This is a genomic window from Streptomyces sp. NPDC007162, from assembly GCF_040634175.1.
Taxonomy (GTDB): Bacteria; Actinomycetota; Actinomycetes; order Streptomycetales; family Streptomycetaceae; genus Streptomyces.
This window is the reverse complement of sequence record NZ_JBEYFC010000210.1, coordinates 1-14,205: the sequence shown is the minus strand read 5'-3', so window position 1 is coordinate 14,205 and position 14,205 is coordinate 1. Positions and strand designations below refer to the sequence as shown.

The following is a 14,205-nucleotide window of genomic DNA, read 5'->3' as shown; positions in this document are numbered from 1 at the left end:
GTGGCGGGTGCCGCGGGTCCCGCGGCTGCGCGAGGGGCCGCTGCTCGACGGGGGTGCCCCGGGTCCGGCACCGGGCGCTTCGCAGGTCGGGCCCCGTGCCGTTGCGCGGGTGCGAGCAGGGGTGGAAGGCTGGAGAGCGGCACCGGTTCGGGGACCGACCGGGAACCGCGGGGTCCACCCCCTGTGGGACCCGTGCCGAGCGTGCCGGCGGCCCGCCCCGCGGGCCGTGTCCTCACTCCCTGGAGGTAGCCGTGACCACCGCCGACGGATGGGGGGACGACGTCTACCAGCCCGACGAGTCCGAGATCCGGGAGGACTCGGGTGTCCTCGACGTCGAGGACACCCTGGACTTCGACGGCGTCACCGATCCTCTCGACCGCGGCTGGTCCCCGCCCGAGCGGCCGTGGGCGGTGGAGCACACCGGGGTGACCGCGGCCGAGCGCCACCGTGGCGAGACCCTGGACCAGCGGCTCTCCGAGGAACTGCCCGAGCCGGCCGCCCCCGACGGCGACGACATCGGCGACTGCGCCGGCACGGACGGCGAGCTCCTGGACAACGAGGTCGGCGACCTGCGCTCCGGCCGGCTCGTCGCGCCGAACGAGGGGGCGCACGAGGACGACGAGAACGGCCTGGTCGCCAGCGACGTCGGCATCGACGGCGCCGGAGCCTCCGCCGAGGAGGCCGCGATGCACATCGTCGACGAGGACTCCGCCTACGGCTGAACCCGAGGAGCCGCCATGCAGCAGGACAAGCACCCCGACTACCACCCTGTGGTCTTCCGCGACCGTGCCGCCGGATACGCGTTCCTGACGCGGTCCACGGCCACCAGCGACCAGACCATCGAGTGGGACGACGGCGAGAGCTACCCGGTTGTCGACGTGGAGATCTCCTCGGAGAGCCATCCCTTCTACACCGGCAAGGCCCGCACGGTGGACACCGAGGGCCGCGTCGCCGCGTTCGAGCGCCGTTACGGGAGTGGCTCCGGGCAGGCCGGCTGACCGAGGGGTCAGATCACGTTGAGGGCGGCGGCGCAGCCTATGCCGCCGAGCACCATGAACACCGGCATGAGCACCTTCAGCTCGACCCAGCTGCCCGCGCGGAACCGCATCACCTTCGGCGGGCCCAGCGGGTACCAGCGCTTGCGGCCGATCGGGATGGGCCACAGGATCGGGCAGCCCGAGACGGTCAGCGCGTCCCCGATGTCGTGCACCAGCGCGCCCAGCACCACCGGCAGCCCCAGCCACAGGTACTCCTGGCCGGGCTGGATGAACAGCCAGTTCGAGCCGTTGCCCGCCTTGTCCAGGATGCCCGCCAGGATCCAGGCGCTGGTCGCCGCCAGCAGCCACACCAGCACATCGCTGCTGGAGCCTCGGGCCGCCCGCCACAGCAGACCCTCGATCGCAAGCACCATGTGCACGAAGAGGACCGCCAGCACCGCCCAGCGCCCGCCGAGGATCGCGGCGGCCGAGCAGCCGCCGCCGATCAGGACCGCCCACACCCAGGTGTGCGTCAGGGTGCGGTGGCCGCCGGAGCGTCGCGGGTCGCCCGGCTTGCGGGTGGCCTTGTAGACGGCGTACGACAGCTTGTCGACGATCTCGCAGATCCAGCGCGACAGCGGTCCGAAGGCCCGCGAGATGGTGGCGGCCTTGTGGTCGAGGTCGGGGGCGAGCGCGGCGCCGGCGCAGATCAGCGCCCCGACCAGCAGGACCGGCCAGGGCATCGGGTGCCCGGCCGCGGCGGCCGCCGCTCCGACGCCGAGCCAGGCGGCGGCTCCCGACAGTGAGTGTGCTGGTCCCATCATGGCCGTGGCCCGCCCCATTCCTCGTGTACCGCTGTCCAGTTGACCGGGTGCGATGACGCTCCGTCGGCGACACAGCGTAGCGGTCATGATCTTCGGCCTCGAAGCCGATTCCCCCCTCGGCGGCCGGGCCAGGCAAGATGGGTCCGTGACCCTCATCGATCGACTGCCGCCGACCGCCGACCCCGACGCCTTGTACGAAGCCTTCGAGTCGTGGGCCGAGGAGCGTGGGCTCACGCTCTACCCCCACCAGGAGGAGGCGCTGATCGAGGCGGTCTCCGGGGCGAACGTGATCGTGTCGACGCCGACCGGCTCCGGCAAGAGCATGATCGCCGCGGGCGCGCACTTCGCCGCGCTGGCCCGGGACGAGGTCACCTTCTACACGGCCCCGATCAAGGCGCTGGTGTCGGAGAAGTTCTTCGAGCTGTGCAAGATCTTCGGCACCGAGAACGTGGGCATGCTCACCGGCGACGCCTCCGTGAACTCCGACGCGCCCGTCATCTGCTGCACCGCCGAGGTGCTCGCCTCCATCGCCCTGCGCGACGGGAAGCAGGCGGACGTCGGCCAGGTCGTCATGGACGAGTTCCACTTCTACGCCGAGGGCGACCGCGGCTGGGCCTGGCAGATCCCGCTCCTCGAACTGCCCCAGGCGCAGTTCATCCTCATGTCCGCCACCCTCGGCGACGTCTCCTTCTTCGAGAAGGACCTCAACCGCCGCACCGGCCGCCCCACCGCGGTGGTCCGCTCGGCGACCCGCCCGGTGCCGCTCTCCTACGAGTACAAGCTCACCCCGCTGACGGAAACGCTCACCGAGCTCCTCGAGAGCAAGCAGGCGCCGGTGTACATCGTGCACTTCACGCAGGCGCAGGCGGTGGAGCGGGCGCAGGCGCTGATGAGTATCAACATGTGCTCGAAGGAGGAGAAGGAGCAGATCGCCGAGCTGATCGGGAACTTCCGCTTCACCACCAAGTTCGGCCGCAACCTCTCCCGTTACGTCCGTCATGGCATCGGTGTGCACCACGCCGGCATGCTCCCCAAGTACCGGCGTCTGGTGGAGAAGCTCGCGCAGGCCGGTCTGCTGAAGGTCATCTGCGGCACCGACACCCTGGGGGTGGGCGTCAACGTGCCCATCCGCACAGTCCTGTTCACCGCCCTCACCAAGTACGACGGCAACCGGGTGCGCACCCTGCGCGCGCGTGAGTTCCACCAGATCGCGGGCCGGGCGGGGCGGGCGGGCTTCGACACGGCCGGTCTCGTGGTCGCGCAGGCGCCCGAGCACGTCATCGAGAACGAGAAGGCCCTGGCGAAGGCCGGCGACGACCCGAAGAAGCGGCGCAAGGTGGTGCGCAAGAAGGCGCCGGAGGGCTTCGTCGGCTGGACGGAGAACACGTTCGAGAAGCTGATCGGGTCCGAGCCCGAGCCGCTGACGTCCCGTTTCCGCGTGACGCACACGATGCTGCTCTCGGTGATCGCCCGGCCTGGCAACGCCTTCGATGCGATGCGCCATCTGCTGGAGGACAACCACGAGCCGCGCAAGCAGCAGCTGCGGCACATCCGCCGGGCGATCGCGATCTACCGTTCGCTGGTGGACGGCGGGATCGTCGAGAAGCTCGAGACGCCGGACGCCACCGGCCGCATCGTCCGCCTCACGGTCGACCTCCAGCAGGACTTCGCGCTCAACCAGCCGCTGTCCACGTTCGCGCTCGCCGCCTTCGAGCTCCTCGATCCCGAGTCGCCCTCCTACGCCCTCGACATGGTCTCCGTCGTCGAGTCCACGCTGGACGACCCGCGGCAGATCCTTGTCGCCCAGTTGAACAAGGCGAAGGGCGAGGCGGTGGCCGCCATGAAGGCGGACGGCGTCGAGTACGAGGAGCGCATGGAGCGCCTCCAGGACGTGAGCTACCCGAAGCCCCTCGAGGAGCTGCTCTTCCACGCGTACAACACCTACCGCAAGAGCCACCCCTGGGTCGGCGACCATCCGCTGTCGCCGAAGTCGGTCATCCGGGACATGTACGAACGGGCGATGTCCTTCACGGAGCTGGTGTCCTTCTACGAGCTGGCCCGCACCGAGGGCATCGTGCTGCGCTACCTGGCGAGCGCGTACAAGGCCCTCGACCACAACATCCCGGACGACCTGAAGTCCGAGGACCTGCAGGACCTGATCGAGTGGCTGGGCGAGATGGTCCGCCAGGTCGACTCCAGCCTGCTGGACGAGTGGGAGCAGCTCGCCAACCCGGAGGAGATGACCGCCGAGGAGGCCCAGGAGAAGGCCGACGAGGTCAAGCCGGTCACGGCCAACGCGCGCGCGTTCCGGGTCCTGGTCCGCAACGCGATGTTCCGCCGGGTGGAACTGGCCGCCCTCGACCATGTCGAGGAACTGGGCGAGATGGACGCGGAGTCCGGCTGGGACGCCGACGCCTGGGGCGAGGCCATGGACAAGTACTGGGACGAGTACGAGGACCTGGGCACCGGCCCCGACGCCCGCGGTCCCAAGCTGCTGGTGATCCAGGAGGAGCCGCAGAACGCGCTGTGGCGCGTCCGCCAGATCTTCGACGACCCGAACGACGACCACGACTGGGGCATCAGCGCGGAGGTCGACCTGACGGCCTCCGATGCCGAGGGCCGCGCGGTCGTCCGCGTCACCGACGTCGGACAGCTCTGAGTACCGGTTCGAGCACAGGAGAAGCGCACCCATGACGAACCCGGCCGAGCGACTGGTCGACCTGCTCGACCTCGAGCAGATCGAGGTCAACATCTTCCGTGGCCGCAGCCCCCAGGAGTCCCTCCAGCGGGTCTTCGGGGGCCAGGTGGCGGGCCAGGCGCTGGTCGCCGCCGGCCGCACCACGGAGGACGACCGCCCGGTGCACTCGCTGCACGCGTACTTCCTGCGTCCGGGCAGGCCGGGGGTGCCGATCGTGTACCAGGTCGAACGGGTCCGGGACGGGCGCTCGTTCACGACGCGCCGTGTCACGGCCGTGCAGCAGGGCCGCACGATCTTCACGCTGACCGCCTCCTTCCACAAGCCTGAGATGGGAGCCTTCGAGCATCAGCTGCCGCCGGCCCGTGAGGTGCCGCACCCGGAGTCGCTGCCGACGCTCGCCGAGGAGATCCGCAAGCATCTGGGCGAGCTGCCGGAACAGCTGGAGCGGATGGCACGCCGCCAGCCCTTCGACATCCGGTATGTCGACCGGTTGCGCTGGCACCCCGAGGAGGTGCAGGGCGCCGAACCGCGCAGTGCGGTGTGGATGCGCGCGGTGGGTCCGCTGGGCGACGATCCGCTGGTGCACACGTGCGCGCTGACCTACGCCAGCGACATGACCCTCCTGGACGCCGTACGGGTCCCGGTGGAGCCCCTGTGGGGACCGCGCAACTACGACATGGCCTCGCTGGACCACGCGATGTGGTTCCACCGGCCGTTCCGCGCGGACGAGTGGTTCCTCTACGAACAGGAGTCCCCCATCGCCACGGGCGGTCTCGGCCTGGCCCGCGGGCGGGTCTACGACCTTGAGGGGCGGCTGCTGGTGTCGGTCGTCCAGGAGGGGCTCTTCAGGGCCTTGTAGAGCCAGTCACGCAGGCCGCGCGAGGGCCTCGGCCGTGCCGGGTACCGGGGTGGTCGCAGGGCGGTGCGCGAGGTGTGCGGGAGAAGGCTGGGCGCGGGGCTTGCCGTGCGGGCCGCCGACACCTCCTGGGAGAGCTCGTTGCGGAGCCAGCCGATCTCGTCCGGGGCGTCCGCCGTCATGAGCTCCTCGGCGAGCTGCGCGGCGGACGAGCCCGGCGCGCCATGGGCGGGCGGGGCCGGCCGGAGCTTCTTCACGTACGCGCGCTCGTGGGGGTCCGTGACCACCTCGTCGATCTCGCCGGGGTCCAGGAAAGCCGCCACCACTCCGGCCCGCTCCCACGGCCCGTCCGCCTGCCTCAGCAGGAAACCTCGGTGACGTCCGCGCCAGTTGCGTGCCCGTTGGTCGGCGCCCACCCGCAGCCGGTCACGCAGTTCCTCGGGCGTACGGCCGGTGAGGAGGCGGGTGTTGCTGTCGTCGGAGACGAACTGCCTCAGTTCTTGGGCCAGATAGAGCCAGACGACGGCCCGGTAGCGGTTCGGGTACCACCTGACAGGAGTGATCAGGCCGAGTTTGGCGAAGCGGGTGAACCTGGCCGCGGGGATCCCCATCAGGGCCGCCCCCTCGGCCGTACCCATGACCTTCACGCTCTCTCGGAGGGGCCCGGTGCGGGGGCGGAGCCGGTCGATCTCGGTCCGTGGCACCCTGCGGGCTCCGCCGCCGCCCTCGTCAGGCACCGTACGGATCCGCCCGAGGTGCACCGCGAGGTCGAACTCGCCTCGCCTGAGGCCCAGTTCACGGGCTGCTCGGCTCGGTGCGCAGGTGAGCGGGCGGGTCTGGGCGAGGATGGTGCCGGTCATGGTCGTTCTCCCCCGTGGAGCGGATGGCTCGCGCCGGGTGCGCTCGCCGTGGAAAAGACCGTAGCCACTCCGGCACAATCCGTGGCGAGCCTGTGGATAACTCCAGGCGCGGAGCGAAATCCCAGTTCAGAGGTCTATGGCGGAGGAGCGCTCCGGCTGCCGGGCGTCCACGCCGAGGTGTTCGCCGACGCGGTTGACGAGCAGTGTCATCTCGTAGGCGATCTGGCCGATGTCGGCCTGGGCTCCGCTGAGGACGCACAGACAGCTGCCGGTTCCGGCGGCGGTGACGAACAGCACCGCCTCGTCGTACTCGATCATCGTCTGCCGGACCTGGCCGGCGCCGAAGTGGCGTCCGGAGCCCTTGGCGAGGCTGTGCAGCCCGGAGGCGACGGCGGCCAGATGCTCCGCGTCCTCCTGGCGGAGGCCCGTGCTCGCCCCTGTGACCAGCCCGTCGTTCGAGAGGACCAGCGCATGCCGTACGTGCTCCACGCGCTCGGTCAGGTCGTCGAGCAGCCAGCCGAGCTTCTGGTTCTGCGCCATGTCGTAGCGTCTCCCCGTGTGCCGTCTCCCCCTGGCTGGAGGATCTCCCCGCCAGCCTTCCCCACCACCGGCGTCCGGGCAAGGAGGATGGGGGCATGGCAGAGAAGATGACCGACGAGGAATGGCGGGCGTTCGTCTCGCACGGCACCCGCACCGGCAAGTTGTCCACGGTGAACGCCGACGGCAGCCCGCATGTGGCCCCGATCTGGTTCCTGCTGGACGGGGACGAACTGGTCTTCAACACGGGCAAGGACACGGTGAAAGGGCGCAATCTCGCCCGTGACGGGCGTGTCGCCCTCTGTGTGGACGACGACCGGCCCCCATTCCATTTCGTGGTGCTGAACGGGCGCGCCCGGCTGTCCGAGGATCCGGGGGAGCTGCGTGATTCGGCCACCCGGATCGCGGCCCGCTACATGGGAGAGGACCGCGCGCAGGAGTTCGGCGCCCGCAACGGTGTTCCGGGCGAGCTGTTGGTCCGGGTGACCGTGGAGAAGGTGGTGGCGCTCAGGGACCTCGCCGGCTGAGACTCAGCCGACCGAGTCGAGAAGCCGGGCGGTGTGCATCCGCCCGGCGTACTCGACGAGCCGGATCAGCACCTCTTTGCCGGAGTCCCGGTCGCGGGCGTCGCACAGGACCACGGGCGTGCCCTGGTCCAGGTCCAGGGCCCGGCAGACGTCGGAGGCACCGTACGTGCGGGCGCCGGTGAAGCAGTTGACGGCGACGACGAACGGGATGTGCCGGTGCTCGAAGTAGTCGACCGCCGGGAAGCAGTCCTCCAGGCGGCGGGTGTCGGCGAGGACGACGGCGCCGAGGGCGCCCTGCGACAACTCGTCCCACAGAAACCAGAAACGGTCCTGGCCCGGGGTTCCGAAGAGGTACAGGGAGAGTCCGGAACGGATGGTGATGCGTCCGAAGTCCATGGCGACGGTGGTGGTGACCTTCTGGTCCACGCCGTCCGTGTCGTCCACCGACTGCCCGGCCTCGCTGAGCATTTCCTCGGTGCGCAGCGGCCGGATCTCGCTGACGGCACCCACGAGGGTCGTCTTGCCGACGCCGAAGCCGCCGGCGACCAATATCTTGAGCGCCATGGCAGATGTGTCGTCGACGGCGGTTTCGGAGTGCTCGGAGACCATGATCACTTCTCTCGGAGGGCGAAAGCCGCCCGGACGGGTCGCTGGGCTCGGGACGCGAAGCCAGCATCATGACAACTACGGCGATCCTGCGGGTGGTCGGACCGCAACACGTCTCTTCTGACCGGCTCGCGCCCGGTTGGTTCCGGATACTCATCTACAGTGCCCGCAATCCGGCGATGACTTCGCGCAGAATCCGTTCGTCGGGAAGCTGGGCCGGTGGCACCGGACGGCTCACGGCGACGCAGCCCAGTTCCAGCAGGTCCCCGAGCAGCACCCGGACCACGCCCACGGGCAGGTCGGCACCGGCGGCGAGCTCGGCGACGGACTGGGTCTCCACCCGGCACAGGTCGACCAGCGCCCGGTGTTCGGGGCCGAGCGCCGGCTCACCGTCGGCGCCGGACCCGCCCGTGTCCAGGGTGACCAGCGCGATCAGGTCGAAGCGCACCCCGGTGGGGCCGGGTCTGGTGCGGCCGCCGGTCATGGCGTAGGGGCGGACCAGGGGCCCGGCCTCGTTGTCGTACCACTGACTGCCCGGCTCGTGCGGGGCGCCGGTCGTGAACTCGTTCATCCGCGGTGCTCTTCCGGCTCTGCCTGCTCATCCGGCGGCGGGCGGCCGGGCGGCGACGCGCGGCGCCGTGTAGAGGTGCTCGCCCACCCGCTTGACCAGGCGTGCCATCTCGTAGGCGACCAGACCGATGTCGGCGGTGACGGCGGTGAGCACGGCGAGGCAGGAGCCGTCGCCTGCGGCGGCCACGAAGAGGAAGGCGTCGTCCATCTCGACCATGGTCTGGCGTACGCCACCCGCCCCGAAGTGCCGTCCGGCGCCCTTGGCGAGGCTGTTGAAGCCGGAGGCCACGGCGGCCAGGTGGTCGGCGTCCTCCCGCCTGAGGCCGGTCGAGGCGCCGACGGCGAGACCGTCGTTGGACAGCACCACGGCGTGCCGTACCTCGGTGACGCGTAGCACCAGGTCGTCCAGCAGCCAGTCGAGTTCCCCGGAACGGCGGTCCGGCGTCGTTCTCGGATCCTGGATCATGCGCGGTCTCCTTCGGTGCTGTCGGTGCCCGCTTCGGGTTCCGGGGTGGCTCCACGACCGGGCCGTCTGCCGCCGCCGCGCGCCCAGCCGTCGCGGTAGGCCGCCATTCGGTCGCGGACCAGTTCGGGGGTGCGCTCGTGCCCGCTGCGGGCGGGCGCGGGTTCCTGGGCGCGGGGATCACGCAGCTGGGGGGCGAGGTTGGCCTGTCGTACCCGGCGCGGGAGGTCTTCGTCGGAGAAGTGGGAAGCGCCGGCGAGGTCTGAGGAGCCGGAGAGATCTGAGGAGCCGGAGCCGTGCGGGGGGCGGTGTGGCCGCAACGCGGTGACTCCGGGGGGCGGCGGTTCGGGCGCGGGATGCGCAGGATGGGGGCCGGAGCGCGGGGCGTTCGCGGCGGGGCGCGGAGGTTCGGGGCCGGGGTGGGGAGGTTCGGGGGCGCGGTGCGGCGAGGCGTGGGCGGTGACGGCGAGGGCCGGTCGGCCCGAGGGGGCGTGGGCGGCCTCCGGGAGAGGGGTGCCGGGCACACGCGCGTACGCGCGTGCCGCGGGCTGCTCGGTACCGGCCGCGAGACGGCCGGAGTTCTCCGCCGGGCCGCTGTGCAGCAGGGCCTTCGGCAGCAGGACCACGGCCGTGGTGCCACCGTACGGGGAGGTACGCAGGTGCACCTTGATCCCGTGCCGGGCCGCGAGCCTGCTGACCACGAAGAGGCCGAGCCGGTCGCTGTCAAACAGGTCGAGGGCCTCGGACTGCTCGATGCGCCGGTTGGCCTCCGCGAGCGTCTCCTGGCCCATGCCCAGGCCGCGGTCCTCGACCTCCAGGGCGTAGCCGTTGCCGACGGGTTCACCGGTGACGCGCACGCGTGTGTGCGGCGGCGAGAACTGGGCGGCGTTCTCGACGACCTCGGCGAGCAGATGCGTGAGGTCCGCCACGGCCGCGCCCACGACCGCGGCCTCGGGGATCTGGCGTACCTCCACGCGCGCGTAGTCCTCGACTTCCGAGACTGCGGCACGCACCACGTCGGTCAGGGAGACGGGCATGCGCCAGGCCCGGCCCGAGGCGGCCCCGGAGAGGATGATCAGGCTTTCGGCGTGGCGCCGCATCCGGGTGGTGAGGTGGTCGAGCCGGAAGAGGTCACTGAGCTCGTTGGGGTCGTCGGAACGGCGTTCCATGCTGTCCAGCAGGCTGAGCTGGCGGTGCACCAGAATCTGGCTGCGGCGGGCGAGGTTGACGAACACGCCCGAGATGCCACTGGCGAGCTCGGCGCGTTCCACAGCCGCGCGCAGGGCGGCGCGGTGCACGATGCCGAGGGCCTCGGCGACCTGTCCGGTCTCGTCCTCGGCGGGCGGCCCCGGGGGCGCCTCGGCGCGGACGTCGATCTCCTCGCCGGCCCGCAGTCTGCGCATCGCCTCCGGCAGTTTGCGGCGGGCGATCTCCAGGGCGCTGTTGCGCAGGCTCACCAACTCGACGACGAGGCCGCGTCCGATGCGGACGGAGATGACGAGTGAGGCTCCCACGGCGAGCAGACCGAACAGGACCGCGGTACCGGCCGGGGTGAGCAGGCCGCGGGCGAACGGATCGGCCCGGCCCGCGACCGCACGGCCCGTGGCCGCCTGGACGGTGCGCATGCCGTCCTGCACGCGCGCGTGCGCGGTGTTCCAGGTCGATGCTCCGCCCGCGTCGAGCGCTCTGGCTCCGGGGCGACCGGCGAGGATCTTGTCCTCGGCGGCGACCAGCGCGGTGTAGCCGTCGCCGTCCGCGAGCCGGCGCCACTGCGCGCGCTGCGCGGTCGGCAGGTCGATGACCGCCGCGTCCACGAGGACACGGCGGGTGTCCACGGCGCCGGTGAACAGCCGCAGCCGCTCGCCGTCCAGGGCACGGGCCGGCCGGGCACCGGCGAGGACCGCGTCCTCCTGGGCCAGAGCCTCGCCCGCGCGGGAGAACTCGAGCAGCACGCGCGCGTCGGCGCCCATGTCGTCGGCCTGGATGCCGGAGAGGGCGCCGTCCACGGCGAAGCCGGTGGCGATGGTCTGCGTGTACCGCCCGTAGGTCTCCGCCCAGCCGGCGCGGCGGTTTCGCAGCGCCGTCCGCAGCGTGCGCAGGTGCTCGACGCCGGTGACGAAGGTTTTCAGGCGCTGGGCGACACCGGACGGCAGTTCCTCGCTGTCGGCGACGGTGCTGCCCCTGCCGAGCCGCAGCCGGGCCACGGCCCGGTCGGTGCGGGCCCCGAGCCTCACGAGGTCCCCGTCCGGTTCGGTGGCGGGGTCGGTCGCGTGCCGTACGGCGGCGGTGCGCTCGTCCTGGAGGGCCGCCACGGCGGTGGCGACCGGGGTCCGCAGGGCGGCGTCGACGCGTTGGGACTGACGCAGCCGCGCGACGTCCTGTGCCGTGGTGACCGTGGCGTAGGCCCACAGGGCGAGCAGGGACATGACCGGCACCATGAGCAGGCACACGACCTTGGCCCGGACGGTCCGGGGACGGAGCCGCCAGCCTCCCTCGCGTGCGGAGCCCTGGTCCGCCGGGGTGCCGTCGAGGTCGTCGACGGGTTCTTGGGCGGGTTGTCCGGCGTGCGCGCGGCGACCGCGCGCCGGTCCTGGAGACGGGGTCTCCGCGCCTGCCGCAGGGGTCCTACGGGGTGTACGCATGGCGTCCTCGCTCGGAAGGTGGGTCGGTGCGCGGGGCGGTGCCCGGTCAGCGAGTGGCGCCCGTGACGGGCCGCTGGGCGGACGCGGAAGCCTCGCGCTCCCCGGCCGTGGGCGAGAGCGCGACGAAGGCCGAGGTGAGGAACAAGTAGGAGCCGAGGCCCACCGCGAGGGGGAAGATGAACTGCATCGCGGTGGCCCCGGACAGGGGCGAGGCGGAAGGCGTCACGTGCACGCTGACCGCGAACATCCCGGTGTAGTGCATGCTGCTGACCGCCGCTCCCATGACGAGGGAGGCGAGGGTGACCGCGACGGGTGACCTGATGTTGAGCGCCGCCCACAGGGCAGCGGTCGCGGCGACCACGGCGATGAGCACGGACAGCCCGACGAGCATCGGGTCGTAGCGCACGTCGCCGTGCAGCCGTACGGCCGCCATGCCGAGGTAGTGCATGCTGGCGACGCCCACCCCGGTGGTGAGCCCCCCGAGCAGCAGCGCTCGGCCGCGCTCGCGGCTGTAGCCGACGGCGAAGACGCCGGCGCTGACCACGACGACGGCGACGACCAGGCTGAGGATGGTCAGCGGCACGTCGTAGCGGATGTCGGTGCCGCTGACCCCGAAGCCGAGCATGGCCACGAAGTGCATGGTCCAGATGCCGGTGCCGATCGCGGAGGCCGCGGTGAGCAGCCAGTTGCGGCGTGCGCGCCCGGTGCTGCCGAGCGCGCGGACGGTGCAGCGCAGCCCCAGCGCGGCGCCGGTACAGGCCATGACGTACGACAGCACGGGGGTCAGCCAGCCGAAGGTGGCGTGGTCCAGGTGTCCCATGGCCAAGGGACGCTAGGGGGGCACGGGGGCACAGAGGGGGCGCAGTTCGAAAGGTGCTGCAATATGACGCAGCGGTGCGCCGGAACGATCGCCTCACGCTCGAACGTGCGCGCAGGGGCGTCCTCCGTGACGGTGAGGGATCATGCGGAGCATGAGCGAAGACCACACGCATGTCCGGGAGTTCTTCACCGAGCGGGCGGCCGGCTGGGACGGCAGGTTCCCCGACGACGGTCCCGCGTACGCGGCTGCCGTCGCGGAGTTGGGGCTGTGCTTGGGAGACCGTGTGCTCGACGCGGGCTGCGGTACCGGGCGGGCCCTGCCGCCGCTGCGCGCGGCCGTGGGGTCCTCGGGCACGGTCCTCGGGGTGGACCTGACGCCGGCGATGCTGCAGGCCGCCGTGCGGGCCGGGCGGGACCGCGCCGGGCGACTGCTGCTCGCCGACGTCGCCGCGCTGCCGGTGCGGTCTGAGTGCCTCGACGCCGTGTTCGCCGCGGGTCTGATCGCCCACCTGCCCCGTCCCGCCGAGAATCTGCGGGAGCTGGCGCGGGTGGTCCGCCCCGGCGGCGTGCTCGCCCTGTTCCACCCCATCGGCCGCGCCGCTCTGGCAGCGCGCCACGGGCGGCAGATCACCCCGGACGACCTGCGTGCGGAGGACAATCTCAACCCCCTGCTCGCCGGTTCGGGCTGGCGCATGACGTCCTACGTGGACGAGGACGCCCGGTTCCTGGCGCTGGCGGTGCGGACGGGTTAGCCAGTGCCCTCTTCTGTTACCGGGGCTTCAACTCTACGTTCGGTGGAGGAAGACGCTCGTTCGAGAGCAACAGCGACAGGGGGAAGGTGGTCCGCGTGTTCGAACGGATCCGCAAGTACGCAGCCAGATCTCGTGGTACCGGCGCGACCGAGGGCGCCGGGATGTCGCCGCGAGGTGAAAGGCGTGCGCACAACTTGTTCGAGGCCGCGGCCACCTACGTCGCGGCCCGAGCCGAGGACGACCAGGACCGGCTGGAGGAGGCCTCGGGCTGGGTGTCGCCGGAGGCCCTGTCGTTCGGGGTGAGCGAGCTGGCGTGCCGGGCCGTCGTCGAGCTGGCTCGGGTGCGCGCCCAGTCGCCGCGAACGGTGGCGCGCGACCTTCTCGGGCTGCCGGTCGCCTGACCTGCCGGTGCAACTGGGGTCGTTTTCGTCCGGTCCCGGTGGAAAACTGCAGCTCCGCATGTGGGGCCGGTCGTGACAACGGGCTTCCCGCCGCACTATGGTGCGCGCCGTTGGACGAACGACTGGGGAGGCAGGGATGGCCGGGACCGACGAGGAGGCCGTCGACGCCGCGGACGAAGCGCTGTACGTGCTCACAGCGGTGCTGCTGACGCCGGCGAAGTTTCCGAGCGTGCTGGGCGACGACTATCCGGAGGCCTGCGCGGCACTGGAGCTGGCGCCGCGCGCCGACGGCTACGGCCTGGTGCTGGGCCAGGACGGCGACGGGGCGCGCTGGACGGTCGTCATCGACGACGTCTCGCTCGTGGCCGTCGCGATCGCGTCCTGGGACTGCGGCATGGAGTACGACCTGTCGCCTGACGAGCGCACGGTGGTCACCGCCCTGCCCGGCTGGCCGCTCGCGGTCGCCGTGGCGGCCCCCAACGTGCCCGCGCCGCACGATCCCGGCCCGGAGGTCGTGGGCCGGGCCGCGCTGACCCCGCCGGACACGAGCACGTGGGGACCGGCGCAGCGGCGGCTGGGCGCGGACGAGATCAGGTTGGCAACGGTCTCGGCCGCGTCCGGGGCACCGCGTCGGGCCAGCTCCCGGACCACCTCGATCAACGCCCTGGCCCGT

At 71.8% G+C, this 14,205-nt stretch carries 15 protein-coding genes and 1 pseudogene; 8 read left to right on the top strand and 8 right to left on the bottom strand.

Features of this window, described 5'->3' with window-relative positions:
* Positions 1-251 precede the first annotated feature (251 nt).
* Both ABZ646_RS24080 and ABZ646_RS24075 read left to right on the top strand, forming a co-directional pair.
* Positions 252-722: a DUF5709 domain-containing protein gene (locus ABZ646_RS24080; RefSeq protein ID WP_360522470.1), complete on the top strand. Its 471-nt coding sequence runs from the start codon at positions 252-254 to the stop codon at positions 720-722.
* A 15-nt stretch (positions 723-737) separates the two neighbouring features.
* The gene (locus tag ABZ646_RS24075; RefSeq protein ID WP_360522467.1) at positions 738-998 is read left to right on the top strand and encodes a type B 50S ribosomal protein L31; all 261 of its coding nucleotides are present in this window, start codon (positions 738-740) and stop codon (positions 996-998) included.
* An 8-nt stretch (positions 999-1,006) separates the two neighbouring features.
* Here the strand turns inward: ABZ646_RS24075 and ABZ646_RS24070 are convergent, their stop codons facing one another.
* Complete coding sequence (locus ABZ646_RS24070) at positions 1,007-1,801, bottom strand: metal-dependent hydrolase (RefSeq protein ID WP_360522464.1); 795 nt, start codon at positions 1,799-1,801, stop codon at positions 1,007-1,009.
* A gap of 145 nt (positions 1,802-1,946) precedes the next feature.
* On the opposite strand from ABZ646_RS24070, the gene ABZ646_RS24065 reads away from it, so the two are divergent.
* Positions 1,947-4,460: a DUF3516 domain-containing protein gene (locus ABZ646_RS24065; protein ID WP_360522461.1), complete on the top strand. Its 2,514-nt coding sequence runs from the start codon at positions 1,947-1,949 to the stop codon at positions 4,458-4,460.
* A gap of 31 nt (positions 4,461-4,491) precedes the next feature.
* Entirely contained in the window at positions 4,492-5,358 is an 867-nt protein-coding gene (locus ABZ646_RS24060; RefSeq protein ID WP_360522458.1) for an acyl-CoA thioesterase II, read from the top strand.
* Here ABZ646_RS24060 and ABZ646_RS24055 read toward each other — a convergent pair.
* Entirely contained in the window at positions 5,295-6,215 is a 921-nt protein-coding gene (locus ABZ646_RS24055) for a DUF6397 family protein (RefSeq protein ID WP_360522455.1), read from the bottom strand. The genes ABZ646_RS24060 and ABZ646_RS24055 overlap by 64 nt on opposite strands.
* A gap of 126 nt (positions 6,216-6,341) precedes the next feature.
* Positions 6,342-6,755 (bottom strand): roadblock/LC7 domain-containing protein, encoded by a 414-nt coding sequence (locus ABZ646_RS24050; RefSeq protein WP_360522452.1) that lies wholly within the window; start codon positions 6,753-6,755, stop codon positions 6,342-6,344.
* A gap of 95 nt (positions 6,756-6,850) precedes the next feature.
* Here ABZ646_RS24050 and ABZ646_RS24045 point away from each other — a divergent pair, with 95 nt between their 5' ends.
* Positions 6,851-7,279 carry a PPOX class F420-dependent oxidoreductase gene (locus ABZ646_RS24045; RefSeq protein WP_360522449.1) on the top strand — a complete coding sequence of 143 codons (429 nt, stop codon included), beginning with the start codon at positions 6,851-6,853 and terminating at the stop codon, positions 7,277-7,279.
* Positions 7,280-7,282: 3 nt separating this feature from the next.
* Here ABZ646_RS24045 and ABZ646_RS24040 read toward each other — a convergent pair whose 3' ends face one another.
* The 5 genes from ABZ646_RS24040 to ABZ646_RS24020 all read right to left on the bottom strand — a co-directional run bounded on the left by ABZ646_RS24040 (position 7,283) and on the right by ABZ646_RS24020 (position 12,380).
* A complete protein-coding gene (locus tag ABZ646_RS24040; protein WP_360522446.1) occupies positions 7,283-7,888 on the bottom strand; it encodes an ATP/GTP-binding protein in 606 nt (201 codons plus the stop codon).
* Between the two features lie 154 nt (positions 7,889-8,042).
* The gene (locus ABZ646_RS24035) at positions 8,043-8,456 is read right to left on the bottom strand and encodes a DUF742 domain-containing protein (RefSeq protein WP_360522443.1); all 414 of its coding nucleotides are present in this window, start codon (positions 8,454-8,456) and stop codon (positions 8,043-8,045) included.
* A 27-nt stretch (positions 8,457-8,483) separates the two neighbouring features.
* A complete protein-coding gene (locus ABZ646_RS24030; protein WP_360522440.1) occupies positions 8,484-8,921 on the bottom strand; it encodes a roadblock/LC7 domain-containing protein in 438 nt (145 codons plus the stop codon).
* Entirely contained in the window at positions 8,918-11,560 is a 2,643-nt protein-coding gene (locus ABZ646_RS24025) for a sensor histidine kinase (protein WP_360522437.1), read from the bottom strand. Before ABZ646_RS24025 ends, ABZ646_RS24030 begins: the two co-directional genes overlap by 4 nt.
* A 46-nt stretch (positions 11,561-11,606) precedes the next feature.
* Entirely contained in the window at positions 11,607-12,380 is a 774-nt protein-coding gene (locus ABZ646_RS24020) for an MHYT domain-containing protein (RefSeq protein WP_360522434.1), read from the bottom strand.
* Positions 12,381-12,522: 142 nt separating this feature from the next.
* Here ABZ646_RS24020 and ABZ646_RS24015 point away from each other — a divergent pair, with 142 nt between their 5' ends.
* The 3 genes and pseudogenes from ABZ646_RS24015 to ABZ646_RS24005 form a co-directional block, all read left to right on the top strand.
* Positions 12,523-13,131, top strand: coding sequence for a class I SAM-dependent methyltransferase (locus tag ABZ646_RS24015; RefSeq protein WP_360522431.1), 609 nt, complete (start codon positions 12,523-12,525; stop codon positions 13,129-13,131).
* 95 nt (positions 13,132-13,226) lie between these two features.
* Entirely contained in the window at positions 13,227-13,532 is a 306-nt protein-coding gene (locus ABZ646_RS24010) for a hypothetical protein (protein WP_360522428.1), read from the top strand.
* 136 nt (positions 13,533-13,668) lie between these two features.
* Positions 13,669-14,205 (top strand): annotated as a pseudogene (locus ABZ646_RS24005) (hypothetical protein); the annotation flags it as partial.

Coding starts and splice junctions, on each gene's coding strand:
- ABZ646_RS24050 (WP_360522452.1), bottom strand. CDS start 6,755: ATGGCGCAGAACCAGAAGCTCGGCTGGCTGCTCGACGACCTGACCGAG.
- ABZ646_RS24040 (WP_360522446.1), bottom strand. CDS start 7,888: ATGGTCTCCGAGCACTCCGAAACCGCCGTCGACGACACATCTGCCATG.
- ABZ646_RS24030 (WP_360522440.1), bottom strand. CDS start 8,921: ATGATCCAGGATCCGAGAACGACGCCGGACCGCCGTTCCGGGGAACTC.
- ABZ646_RS24020 (WP_360522434.1), bottom strand. CDS start 12,380: ATGGGACACCTGGACCACGCCACCTTCGGCTGGCTGACCCCCGTGCTG.
- ABZ646_RS24025 (WP_360522437.1), bottom strand. CDS start 11,560: ATGCGTACACCCCGTAGGACCCCTGCGGCAGGCGCGGAGACCCCGTCT.
- ABZ646_RS24015 (WP_360522431.1), top strand. CDS start 12,523: ATGCGGAGCATGAGCGAAGACCACACGCATGTCCGGGAGTTCTTCACC.
- ABZ646_RS24070 (WP_360522464.1), bottom strand. CDS start 1,801: ATGATGGGACCAGCACACTCACTGTCGGGAGCCGCCGCCTGGCTCGGC.
- ABZ646_RS24060 (WP_360522458.1), top strand. CDS start 4,492: ATGACGAACCCGGCCGAGCGACTGGTCGACCTGCTCGACCTCGAGCAG.
- ABZ646_RS24055 (WP_360522455.1), bottom strand. CDS start 6,215: ATGACCGGCACCATCCTCGCCCAGACCCGCCCGCTCACCTGCGCACCG.
- ABZ646_RS24045 (WP_360522449.1), top strand. CDS start 6,851: ATGGCAGAGAAGATGACCGACGAGGAATGGCGGGCGTTCGTCTCGCAC.
- ABZ646_RS24075 (WP_360522467.1), top strand. CDS start 738: ATGCAGCAGGACAAGCACCCCGACTACCACCCTGTGGTCTTCCGCGAC.
- ABZ646_RS24035 (WP_360522443.1), bottom strand. CDS start 8,456: ATGAACGAGTTCACGACCGGCGCCCCGCACGAGCCGGGCAGTCAGTGG.